Below are 12,226 nucleotides of genomic sequence, written 5' to 3' on the forward strand. Positions count from 1 at the left end.
CTAAGATTGATATTATTTAATTTTTCCAAAATTATTTCCGTTGCAATTTTTGGGTGATGAGGAAAATTTGGATGATTGATTGTTTATATACATCAACATGCTTTGCGGATTGTTTGAGAGTAAACAGTTATTTGTATGCATTAACGAATTTTGAAAAATTGAATCATTATTTAATCATAATATTCATTGCGCACGCGCAACACAAAAAGGAGACATGTCAATGACATATAGAATGAAGAAATGGCAAAAATTATCCACCATTACATTATTAATGGCCGGTGTGATTACTTTGAATGATGGTGAATTCAGAAGTGTTGATAAACATCGGATTGCTGTGGCTGATACGAATGTTCAAACACCAAATTATGAAAAGTTGAGGAACACATGGTTAGATGTTAACTACGGTTATGATAAGTATGATGAGAAGAATGACGCAATGAAGAAGAAGTTTGATGCTACAGAGAAAGAGGCAGAGAAATTACTAAGTAGCATGAAAACTGAAAGTGATAGGAAATACTTGTGGGAAAACTCAAAAGATTTAGATACGAAGTCTGCGGATATGACTCGTACATATCGTAATATTGAGAAAATCGCAGAAGCGATGAAGCATCCTAAAACCACTTTAAAAAATGACGAAAATAAAAAGAAAGTGAAAGGTGCCCTTGAGTGGCTGCATAAAAATGCCTATGGAAAAGAGCCAGATAAAAAAGTTGCTGATTTAAAAACTAATTTTTCAAAATCAGCCCCTCAAAAGAATACCAACTTAAATTGGTGGGACTATGAAATTGGAACACCTAGATCATTAACAAATACCCTAATATTACTAAATGATCAATTTTCAAATGAAGAAAAGAAAAAATACACTGCCCCTATCAAAACTTTCGCCCCAGATAGTGACAAAATATTATCTTCAGTAGAAAAACCTGAACCTGCAAAAGGCGGAAATTTAGTAGACATTTCTAAGGTAAAACTTTTAGAAAGTATTATCGAAGAAGATAAAGATATGATGAAAGATTCAATAGATGCATTTAATAAAGTCTTCACTTACGTTCAAAGTAATGCAACTGGTAAAGAACGTAATGGATTTTATAAAGATGGCTCATATATCGATCATCAAGACGTTCCATACACTGGTGCTTATGGCGTTGTACTCTTAGAGGGGATTTCTCAAATGATGCCAATGATAAAAGAAACACCTTTTAATGATAAAACCCAAAATAATACAACCTTAAAGTCATGGATTGACGACGGATTTATGCCACTCATTTATAAAGGTGAAATGATGGATTTATCACGAGGTAGAGCTATCAGTCGCGAAAATGAAACGAGTCACGCAGCGTCAGCGACTGTAATGAAATCATTGTTGAGATTGAGTGATGCCATGGATGAGTCTACAAAAGCTAAATATAAACAAATTGTCAAAACTTCAGTTAAATCTGATTCAAGTTACGGCCAAAATGATACATTAAGCTCTTATTCAGATATAAGCAAAATGAAGTCTTTAATGGAAGACAGCACTATTTCTACTAACGGTTTAACACAACAACTTAAAATATATAATGACATGGATCGTGTCACCTATCATAACAAAGACTTAGACTTTGCATTTGGTTTAAGTATGACGTCGAAAAACGTCGCACCTTACGAAAGTATCAACGGAGAGAACTTAAAAGGTTGGCACACCGGTGCAGGCATGTCTTATTTATATAACAGCGATGTGAAACACTACCGTGATAACTTCTGGGCAACAGCCAATATGAAACAATTAGCAGGAACTACAACTATAGAAAATGAAGAACCTAAAGGTACGGATGTTAAAAAGTCGAGTAAAACTTTTGTAGGCGGAACAAAATTCGATGACCAACATGCTAGTATCGGAATGGATTTTGAAAATCAGGACAAAACTTTAACTGCCAAAAAATCATATTTCATATTAAACGATAAAATTGTCTTCTTAGGAACTGGCATTAAAAGTACTGATTCATCAAAGAATCCAGTTACAACGATTGAAAATCGCAAAGCGAATGGGTATACGTTATATACAGACGATAAAAAAACAACCGCTTCCGATAATCAGGAAACCAATTCCGTCTTTTTAGAGTCAACCAATAAACCTAAAAACAATATAGGCTATCATTTTTTAAACGAATCTAAAATAACTGTAACAAAAGAAAGTCATACTGGTAAGTGGAGTGAAATAAATAAAAGCCAAAAGGATACACAAAAAACTGATGAGTATTATGAAGTAACTCAAAAGCATTCTGATAAAGACGATAAATATGGATATGTGTTGTATCCAGGTATAACAAAAGATAATTTTAAATCCAAAGCAAGCCAAGTAACTATCGTTAAACAAGATGATGACTTCCACGTTGTTAAAGATAATGAATCGGTTTGGGCTGGTGTCAATTATAGTAATAGCACTCAAACTTTTGACATTAACAACACTAAAGTCGAAGTTAAAGCCAAAGGAATGTTTATTCTTAAAAAGAAAGATGATAACACTTATGAATGTAGCTTCTATAATCCCGAATCTACAAATTCCACTTCAGATATTGAATCTAAAATTTCAATGACTGGATACTCTATTACAAACAAAAATACATCGACTACTAATGAATCCGGCGTACGCTTTGAATTAACTAAATAAGTAAGAAAAACTCGGCACTATACCATTTTTATAGTGTCGAGTTTTTATAAATATATCTATCATTCACCTTGTAATCCACAGACCACATCATCTTTAATAAGTTCTCGCTTATTTAAAAATCGAATTTTCTAAGGCCATTCAGCAAATTTCTCCTCATTTAATTATTGCTTTATGTCTACTTATAATTATTCGCTATTTTTTTAATTATTTGTTTCATTTTATTTCTAATTTCAGTTGGTTCTATAATTTCACACTTATCTCCAAAACTTAAAATTAGTCCATAGTAATATGAGTTGTCGATGAATGGAAAATCAACTACATAATGTCGATTATTTTCTTGCCTAAAGCTTTCGTAATTACAGAAGTCTAGTAAACGTTCAACAATTGATTCGTGTACACGAAGTTTAATTGTCATTTTTAATTTTTCAAAAATCCTATCTGTCGATAATAAAGGATCTTTGTATACTTTTTCAATAAATTTCCTATCAGAATCTTGGATATTCATAACTCGAGTTAATTTAAGTAATCTAAAATCATCTCTTAAATTACAATAAACATAACCATACCACTCTCCTGCTTTTAAAATAAGTTGATATGGCTCTACTTCTCTTTCTGTTATATTTCCTAAATGATTAATATATTTAACTTTTAATACCTGATTGTTTTGAATAGCTTTTTTAAATTTAATCACTTGGTCATCTATATTTCTAAATTCGTTCCAATGATTAGAATCCATGTAAAATTGTGCTACTTGTGTATTTATTGTATTTAACTTTTCTTTCGGTATTAAACTTTTAATTTTCAGGTTAGTATTATAAAAATCCATATTTTTTAATTTCTCCGGAAAATTATAGTTACTAATTAAAAGACTTGCCAATTCATTTTCTGTAAATGTATTTTTGTCTATTTTAAAATTTTCCATAATTTCAAAACCGCCACCAACACCAGGAATAGAATAAACAGGTATTCCTGCTAAATTAATTGCTTCTACATCTCTATAAATTGTACGTTTCGATACTTCCATTAATTCAGACAATTCATTAGCACTTACACGCTTTCTCTCATTTAATAACAATATAATACTAATTAGCCGACTAATTTTCATCTAAATTCCACCTGCCTTTTAATTGTTGCCATACAGTTGGTCACTTTTATCTCTTATAATGATATCAAATTCAACTACAGGAGGATAATTTATGAAGAATGTTTATTTTTATATTATAGATGGTTTGGCAGACTGGGAAATAAGTAATATTTTAGCCGAGTTAAACTCAAAAAGATTTTTTAAAAAGGATGCTCACACTATCAACATAGAAATGGTAAGTAACTCAAAATCACCTATTACTACAATGGGAGGTATCAATATTAATCCCGAATCTTTAATTGAAGAAATTAGTATTTCTAAAGATACTTTTCTAATATTACCTGGATCAGACACATGGAATGATTCAAAGCATTTACCTGTAATAAAAATTGCTAAAGAAATTTTATCAAATGGTGGCCATGTTGGTGCTATATGTGGAGCAACAATTCCACTAGCTGATATTGGTGTATTAAACGAGTATTATCATACAAGTAATGATTTATTATATTTAGAAAGTTTTTCTCCAAATTACCATGGACAAAAATTATATATCGATCAACCATCTGTATCTCATAAAAATTTAATCACTGCAAGTTCAACAGGGACATTAATGTGGACAAAAGATATATTGCAAAAACTAGACGTATTTAAAAATTCTACTTTAGATGCATGGTTTAACTATTTTAGCACTGGTAATTCAAAGTATTATTTTGAATTACTACAAACATTAAATAAAGAATAGTACTTGTAATTTAAGAACCTAGCAACAATATGCTTTACTATAAACTTTTATCTCAAAATCCCCTCATAATAACACTCCTAAAAACTATTACTAAGATTTTAAAATATAAAAAATGCAAAAAGTATGTTTTAAACTTTATGAAACGTGTTATACAAATAGTGTAATATCATACAACTTAAAAAGGAGATTGAGATATGAAACTAAAATCATTTGTTACTGCCACTTTAGCATTGGGATTATTATCAACGGTCGGAGCTGCATTACCTAGTCACGAAGCATCTGCAGATAGTAATAACGGCTATAAAGAAATGACAATGGATGGTTATCACACTGTTCCTTACACAATTTCAGTAGATGGTATTACTGCATTACATCGAACTTACTTTATCTTTCCAGAAAATAAAAAAGTACTTTATCAAGAAATTGACAGTAAAGTAAAAAATGAATTAGCTTCTCAACGTGGTGTTACAACAGAAAAAATTAATAATGCACAAACAGCAACTTATACGCTTACTTTAAACGATGGTAATAAAAAAGTAGTGAATCTAAAGAAAAATGACGACGCTAAAAATTCAATTGATCCAAGTACAATCAAACAGATACAAATTGTAGTTAAATAATAATTCGAACATGAAAATTGTTATATAGGGCAAGCGCTGAAAAATTGGCGTTTGTCTTTTTAGTTATTGAACTTGTAAATTATTGTTGTTTGCTTCTCCAGACAATAGATTGGCCTATACTAAAGTAAATTCTATATGAGTGTCTACCACAATTTATAATCTAAAATAACAGCAAATCTCAAATATCTGGAACCTAAATAAATCCCCTCACTACTGCTAATAGTGAAGGGATTTATTTTATTATTTAAACGTGATCATAAATATATTTGTTCTATTGTAGTCATGATTAATCATATTAACAAACTATCATTTCTAAATCGCGCATTATGAAGTCAATTTTCATAAATCGTCATTATATTTCTGCATTCATTATTCAGCTTCTCTAATTTCATCTGAAACATCTTTATAGTCAATATTTGCATTAGTGAAATCTTCATCATGAATTGGAAAATGCTGTTCAAATGTTTCAATATTTTGGATTTCTACTTTAACATCTTCTACTTCAAAATCTAAGACATGTCCACCAAAGTTACGATCATCATTCGCAAAGTGTACATGGAATCCTGCTGATCCGATACCATGGAATAATTCTGGTGTAAAGAAACCAACGACTGAACCTTTGACATACGTTTCAGTTTGTTCAGGTTGTCTTCTAGCTGAATCGATTAAACGTGTATAAGGTGGTTCTTGAGCCGGCATCATACGTACATGCATTTTTTTAAATAAGCCTGAAATTTTTACTGCTGAAAATAAATTTTCACTCAGCATTTTCTCCTTAATTTCTGCAAAAACTGCTTCAGAAGATTTATCTTTCGTTTCATAGCTCGTATCTGCTACGAATTTAGTTACAGTTGCATATGGTGTTAACTCGTCACCTTTTAATTCTACAAATTCTTTATGTTCATTTGCATGGTAAGCTTTTCCATCTAAAAAGATTACCTCACCGTTTGAACCTGTTAGTGTAGCGATACCTAGGTCACCATGTTGTAATAATTCATTTATTGATGCAGTTCCTTTTAATAATCCTGCCATTAATGTGCCTAATGTACCATGTTGGTATAAAACATTAGTCATAAAATCTCCCACTCCTCTTTAACATTTATCTTTATTTTAGTTAAATACGTCAGGTAACATATTTGTTGAAAGTTTGATATTATCTTTGTAATTTACAGGTATATCAATTAATACTGGACCATTTGTTTCATAGCCCTCTTTAATTGCCGCTTCTAATTCTTCTTGATTAGTAACTCGTAAACCTTTTGCGCCAAATGATTCAGCATATTTTACAAAATCTACAGGACCGAAGTCTACACCTGATGAACGTTTATATTTCATTTCTTCTTGGAATTCAACCATATTATATTTTCCATCATTCCAAATAAGTTGGATAATGTTTAGATTTTTACGTACGGCCGTTTCTAAATCTTGTGATGAAAATAAAAAGCCACCATCGCCAGCAACTGACACAACTTGCGTATTAGGGCGCACAAGTGCAGCTGAAATTGCCCACGGTAATGCTACACCAAGCGTTTGCATACCGTTACTAAATAATAAATGTCTTGGATTATAACTTCTGAAATTACGTGCCATCCAAATATAGTGACTTCCAACATCAACTGTCACAGTAGTATCATCAGTTAATACCTTTTGCATAGATTCAATAATTTCCACTGGATGTAGAATTCCTTCTTCATGCGTCGCTTTGATACCTGTTTCTTCATCAATATGTGTTCTTAATTGTTCTAATTCGTCTAAATGTTGTTGATTTATAAATGGCTCATCCACTTTTTCAGAAATCATTTCAATCGTTTTAGCAATATTACCAATCAACTCTTTTTTCGGTTGCATATAATTAGTAATTTCAGCTTGAACTTCGTCAATATTGATAATTTGTGTTTCTAATTCTTTATTCCAGTTACTAGCTTCGTATTCAATTGGATCATAACCGATTGTAACAACTAAATCACTTTTACGTAATAATTCATCACCAACTTGATTGCGGAATAAGCCCACACGACCGAAGAAATGATTTTCTAATTCACGACTAATTACACCTGCACCTTGGAATGTTTCTACAACTGGTAAATTCGTACGCTCTACTAGCTTGCGAATGGCATTCGTCTCGTCAGCACTAGAACTTCTCATACCAGCTAATAAAACAGGAAATGATGCATTTTTAATCGCTTCAATGACATCATTAATATCTTGTTCACTCGGTACTCCTAAATTTGGTTTTTGGCAAAGTGATATCGCTTTAGATTCAACTGGTGAAGAAATCACGTCTTGTGGAATACTAATAAAACTTGCGCCATTTTTTCCTGAAGTAGCAATACGAATTGCATTTGTCATAACTTCTGATAATGATTCAGGATCTTGTACTTCTTCACTGTATTTTGATGAGTATTTTAATAGCGCAGCATTATCAATACTTTGATGCGTTAATCGTAATAAATCATTACGTTTCACTTGGCCACCTAACGCTAATACAGGATCCCCTTCAGATGTAGCTGTTAATAGTCCAGTCGTTAAATTACTTACACCAGGGCCACTTGTAACAAGTACTACACCCGGTTTGCCTGTTAATCTTCCAATACCTTGCGCCATCATTGCGGCATTTTGTTCATGACGAGTGACAATAAGTTCAGGACCATCATCAATTAAAGCATTAAATAGATAGTCTATCTTTGCACCCGGAATACCAAAAACATATTCTACCCCATTATTTTTCAAAGTATCAATAACCATATCGGCTGCAGTGTACTTTTTATCAGTCATTTATATTCATTTCCCTTCAAATGTGATGTGTAGATGTGTATTACATGTAATTACATTGTGATTTGTAATCTAATGATAGTTACGCAAAATTAATGATGTTTATCAAAATTTTACATGTACGATTAGATTTGTAATACATAAAAATTGCCTTCATTACATTATATAACCTTTGTTAGATGAATAAAAATCGTTATTTGTAATACTAAGTATTCCAAAAATGCATAAGTAGATTTTGTGCGTTGTGATTATGAGGGATGTTGGATTGATTGATGAGGAGGATTGTTACAATGTCTTTGAGTTTGGTATTTAGTCAATGACGATTTGAAATTGTCGTTTTATGGCGGGCTGAAAATGCTGTTTTATGACGGTTTCAAAATGGTGTTTCGATTAAAAAGCCACAGCAAGACTTAGATCTAACTGTGACTTATACATTTCATACTTATATTAGCGATTATTTTTATAGTTATAAATGATAGATGCAGTTCCTAAACAAATTAAGAAGATAATCATTAAGTATATAGAAAAGTTATCTGTTTTAATATAAAACCTAAAAAGTAGAAACACCAGCATCGCAACAATAAAATAAACAGGAATAAAAGCTTTCTTCCAAAATATAGAATCTTTCAATTAGGTCACTCCTTATTTTGATAATACTCTTTAATTAAGGCTCTTGAGTTATCGTCTACCCTCCGCAAGCTAAATGACAATTTAATAATGTAAACTTTTGATTGTGTAAGCATGTACAAATTATACGTGTAAATCAATAATTCATAGTTGAATTTATTCTATTCCTGAGACATTAAATAAAGGAAAGTTCATTTATACTACATACATTTCATATTCCCCACACAAACGCAAAAAAACACCTCGACATAACATCGAAGTGTTTTGTATATATCGTCCGACAATTAACGTTTTGAGAATTGAGGTGAACGACGAGCTGCTTTAAGACCTGGTTTTTTACGTTCAAAAAATTTTAGGATTTCGTACAGTTGTATAGACTGTCGTACACATTGACATTAAAGTTTTTCTAATTTTTTCGATTGCATAGAATTGCATCAAATATCACCTAGGAGTAACTAAATAAACTGCTGGCCAGTGGTACTTAATTACAATGTTATTTTCAAAAATTTAATTAAGTATTTTTACTTTCTCAATAGTACTGTAAAGTAATTTCCCCGCATTATTTTTTCTATAAAATTCGTTTTGATCAACATCTATATCACTGAATTCAGGATCATCATTATCATAATTTAGGTTAGTCTCAATCTCTACTGCTTTAATAATTAGCCTCAAAAAATTAAGTTTTTCAATAGTTTGTATCGCACTAAAATAATCATTGTTATTTCCAATTTCTTTTCTAAGTCTTGTAGTAGTAACAATTTTTGAATTGATACTGTATATTTTTTGAAATTAATAATATCTTTATCATATAAGTTATTAAGTGCATCAACTACAATCAAATAATCCATATCTAAATCTTCATTGTTTTCGATGATATAATTCAACAAATAACCTAATAACATGTTTGCATATGTAGATTTAGACAGTAAAATTTTTGATAAAGTATCCGAGATAAACATAGCTTTCTTTTCATTATTTACATATTTCTTTAACTTTTTTAATTTTTCTTCTGATGGTATTTCTTCCGGGTTAAATCCTTGCAAAAAATACATAAACTTTTTTTGAGCGGCTATTTTACTCATGTTATTTAAAACTCTAAGTACATTAGATCCATCTTGTGCTAATTCAAAGAAAGGATTTTCAACTATTCCTTTCTTTACATCCAACATATTTTCTATATGGAATTGAACTTCATTTAGTTTATCGAACATATATACACCTACATTCATAAAATATATTCATTATCTTTAAAGATTCCGCTTTTTATTTCAATAACATTGATTTCATCTAACTTATAATTATCAAAGATCGATGCTAATATGATTTGATTTTCATTAAAGTCTTCTTTTAAAATCTTAAATATTTCTTCAATATTTTGTTTGTCTACCTCTCTTCCAGATGGAGAGTCCAGTAATATTGGTAAACTAATCCCCAAATATTTTTGAATAGATTTTATATAAGATAATTTAAATGCAAATACTAGTTTATGTAAAATAGCACCCGAATATCTCTTTAAATTATTTGTAAAAATAAAATCAGATCTTAAATCCAAATATTGCTCAATACCTAGCTTTTTCGCATAATCAGCAATTGATTCATAAAGTTCACTTATAATATTATTATTTACAATTATTTTTTTCCTTAGTACTTCTCTTTTGTATTTTTCTTTTGTCTCAATTTCTTTTATTAATTTTTCAATCAAATTAAAATCTAGATTAATATTCATTATTCTACTATCAAATTTTTGAAGTTCGGTTTCTAGATTTAATAAGCTATACTCTTTTGAAAGATTGTTTCTCATTTTAGAAATCTTTGATTTTATTTTTTTTATTTTTATTTCTATTAATTTTTTTCTGGTATAAATATACAATTGAGATTCTTCAAATCCCACAATATTATCTTTTGTAACTAGTTCACTTTTCCCCTCAATTTCTACAGCTATTTTCATTTTTTCTATAAATTTTAAAAAACTCTCGTTATCTTCAATCGCTCTTTCGATTTCATTTAGATCTTTCATTAATTGTTTTTTTTCTAATTCTAATAACAAAATATCATTTTCTATTTTGTCAATATAGTCCATTTCTAAATTACTTTTTTCTTCAATCACTGATGTTTGATAGAAATATATACTTCTCATTGCAATATATTTCGACTTTTCTTGTTTTAGAACGTTTAGTTCTTTTTGTAATTCTTCAATATTTCTTTCAGCTAATCCTCCAACTAATTCATATAAATTAAAGTATATCCTTCCGATGACGAATCCTTTATTTAAAAGCGTCCAACCTTTTTCTTGATCCATATATATACTACCCAATATGTTCTCTAAAACATTTTTATTTTCTGAATTAAAAATAACCTGTAATAGATATATATCTTCATCGGGTAACAAAAAATGGTGAGAAATATCATTTTCTATCAATTCGAGATTATTATTATTTCTTATCAACGTTATTTTTCTATTACCTATCTCCAAAAATAAAATTGTTTTTAATTTTTCAAATTTTATTCCTTTTGTTCCTGGAATTGCATAACCTAGGCTAAATAAAAGTATTCTTAGTAAAGTAGACTTTCCTACACTATTTTTCTTACTATAAACTAGATTATTATTTGATGAAAAATCGAATTGCTTTTTCATTCCCTCATAATCTAGATAAAGAGTATTAAATTTCAAGTTTTACCTCCTCTTTAAGTTTATTAACCATTGTTTTTAAATTCAGAATTTTAAATAAAATGATTTTAACTATTATTTGTTTTACTTCTTCTTCTATTTTATCTGTATTTACTAAATAAATATAGTCAGTCCATTTATCATTAATAAATGATTTTATCCCTCTTTCTTTACCTATTTTATTTTTTCTATAAATTTCATAATCATTATTTACTCTCATCACAAAAGAAAATTTTTCTGTTTGTTTATCAATAAAAGTAGTATATTTATATAGTACTATCTCTATTTCTTCTTCATCCATTTGAAACTCATCAATAAGCTTTTCAAAGTTTTTATCATCTTCTAATAGTTGAGAGTTTATGACTATTATTGGCCAGATAACTTGATTCTTGGTAAGATCAATAGAAACGTTACTTGTGGTAGCATTAAACAAAAATTCACTTTGCCAAATTTCTAACAATGTTTTTGAGTAAACTGGATTTACAGAAATATTACTTAGAAATTCTCTAATTATGCGTAAGATAGTTCTGTATCTAGTTTCATAATCTTCTCCATCAAAATTTATTACTGATATATTTAAAATATCGGTATTATATTCTTTATTATATTTTTCTGAAAGCTTTTCTATAATCTCTACTACTTTTTTCTTATAATTAGCAGGGATTTCATTGAATGTTCTTTCAATAATTCCATCACCCATAAAAATATGATGCTGAGAAGTTGTACCACCAATTGGATTTGGAAAATTAGTTGTATAAATTAACTTGTCTATTTCATTTTTTTGAGCTCCCAAAAATAGTGTATTTAAACCTGTTTCTAATTTTTCTAATGCTTTACTATCCTTCCCTAACTTAGAATACGATTTAGCTTGAATTAATATTTTCTTTTCATTAAATAGTAACAATTCAATATCTTCATCTTTTCCTTCGATTCTTATACTTTTAATATCTTTTATATATTTAATAAAATATACAATAGCGCTATTAATTTGAAAATGCCATCCAAATATAGATGATGATGCGTTATGATTCATAATTACCTCAATACCTTTAATATTTTATTC

General features: G+C 29.4%; 11 protein-coding genes and 1 pseudogene. 5 read left to right on the plus strand and 7 right to left on the minus strand.

All coding sequences use genetic code 11. From position 1 onward, the window contains the following. Positions 1–56: 56 nt before the first annotated feature. Entirely contained in the window at positions 57–224 is a 168-nt protein-coding gene (locus tag ML436_11190) for a hypothetical protein (protein UMT77684.1), read from the plus strand. Then, on the plus strand, positions 221–2,650 hold the full coding sequence (locus tag ML436_11195) for a polysaccharide lyase 8 family protein (protein UMT77685.1): 2,430 nt from the start codon (positions 221–223) through the stop codon (positions 2,648–2,650). Before ML436_11190 ends, ML436_11195 begins: the two co-directional genes overlap by 4 nt. Positions 2,651–2,825: 175 nt before the next feature. On the opposite strand, the gene ML436_11200 is transcribed toward ML436_11195, so the two are convergent. Then, positions 2,826–3,755: a YafY family transcriptional regulator gene (locus tag ML436_11200; GenBank protein ID UMT77686.1), complete on the minus strand. Its 930-nt coding sequence runs from the start codon at positions 3,753–3,755 to the stop codon at positions 2,826–2,828. 91 nt (positions 3,756–3,846) lie between these two features. Here ML436_11200 and ML436_11205 point away from each other — a divergent pair, with 91 nt between their 5' ends. Together ML436_11205 and ML436_11210 are read left to right on the plus strand one after the other, a co-directional pair. Further along, a complete protein-coding gene (locus tag ML436_11205) occupies positions 3,847–4,476 on the plus strand; it encodes a DJ-1/PfpI family protein (GenBank protein UMT77687.1) in 630 nt (209 codons plus the stop codon). Positions 4,477–4,670: 194 nt separating this feature from the next. Beyond that, positions 4,671–5,096: an MAP domain-containing protein gene (locus ML436_11210; GenBank protein ID UMT77688.1), complete on the plus strand. Its 426-nt coding sequence runs from the start codon at positions 4,671–4,673 to the stop codon at positions 5,094–5,096. A 369-nt stretch (positions 5,097–5,465) separates the two neighbouring features. On the opposite strand, the gene budA is transcribed toward ML436_11210, so the two are convergent. Then, positions 5,466–6,170, minus strand: coding sequence for an acetolactate decarboxylase (gene budA, locus ML436_11215; protein ID UMT77689.1), 705 nt, complete (start codon positions 6,168–6,170; stop codon positions 5,466–5,468). A 36-nt stretch (positions 6,171–6,206) separates the two neighbouring features. Continuing rightward, the gene (gene alsS / locus ML436_11220) at positions 6,207–7,871 is read right to left on the minus strand and encodes an acetolactate synthase AlsS (protein ID UMT77690.1); all 1,665 of its coding nucleotides are present in this window, start codon (positions 7,869–7,871) and stop codon (positions 6,207–6,209) included. A gap of 232 nt (positions 7,872–8,103) precedes the next feature. Here alsS and ML436_11225 point away from each other — a divergent pair. After that, positions 8,104–8,344, plus strand: a pseudogene (locus ML436_11225) (hypothetical protein). On the opposite strand, the gene ML436_11230 reads toward ML436_11225, so the two are convergent. The 4 genes from ML436_11230 to ML436_11245 form a co-directional block, all read right to left on the minus strand. Further along, entirely contained in the window at positions 8,316–8,498 is a 183-nt protein-coding gene (locus tag ML436_11230) for a hypothetical protein (GenBank protein ID UMT77691.1), read from the minus strand. The pseudogene ML436_11225 and the gene ML436_11230 overlap by 29 nt on opposite strands. A 665-nt stretch (positions 8,499–9,163) precedes the next feature. After that, complete coding sequence (locus ML436_11235) at positions 9,164–9,706, minus strand: hypothetical protein (GenBank protein UMT77692.1); 543 nt, start codon at positions 9,704–9,706, stop codon at positions 9,164–9,166. 14 nt (positions 9,707–9,720) lie between these two features. After that, positions 9,721–11,166: a hypothetical protein gene (locus ML436_11240; protein UMT77693.1), complete on the minus strand. Its 1,446-nt coding sequence runs from the start codon at positions 11,164–11,166 to the stop codon at positions 9,721–9,723. Then, positions 11,156–12,196, minus strand: a complete 1,041-nt coding sequence (locus ML436_11245; protein UMT77694.1) for a DUF1933 domain-containing protein — start codon at positions 12,194–12,196, stop codon at positions 11,156–11,158. The genes ML436_11240 and ML436_11245 overlap by 11 nt, the downstream gene beginning before the upstream one ends. Positions 12,197–12,226: the final 30 nt, after the last annotated feature.

This window comes from Staphylococcus roterodami, assembly GCA_022493055.1.
In the GTDB taxonomy this organism is placed as follows: Bacteria; Bacillota; Bacilli; order Staphylococcales; family Staphylococcaceae; genus Staphylococcus; species Staphylococcus singaporensis.

Coding starts and splice junctions, on each gene's coding strand:
- ML436_11190 (UMT77684.1), top strand. CDS start 57: ATGAGGAAAATTTGGATGATTGATTGTTTATATACATCAACATGCTTT.
- ML436_11195 (UMT77685.1), top strand. CDS start 221: ATGACATATAGAATGAAGAAATGGCAAAAATTATCCACCATTACATTA.
- ML436_11200 (UMT77686.1), bottom strand. CDS start 3,755: ATGAAAATTAGTCGGCTAATTAGTATTATATTGTTATTAAATGAGAGA.
- ML436_11205 (UMT77687.1), top strand. CDS start 3,847: ATGAAGAATGTTTATTTTTATATTATAGATGGTTTGGCAGACTGGGAA.
- ML436_11210 (UMT77688.1), top strand. CDS start 4,671: ATGAAACTAAAATCATTTGTTACTGCCACTTTAGCATTGGGATTATTA.
- budA (UMT77689.1), bottom strand. CDS start 6,170: ATGACTAATGTTTTATACCAACATGGTACATTAGGCACATTAATGGCA.
- alsS (UMT77690.1), bottom strand. CDS start 7,871: ATGACTGATAAAAAGTACACTGCAGCCGATATGGTTATTGATACTTTG.
- ML436_11235 (UMT77692.1), bottom strand. CDS start 9,706: ATGTTCGATAAACTAAATGAAGTTCAATTCCATATAGAAAATATGTTG.
- ML436_11245 (UMT77694.1), bottom strand. CDS start 12,196: ATGAATCATAACGCATCATCATCTATATTTGGATGGCATTTTCAAATT.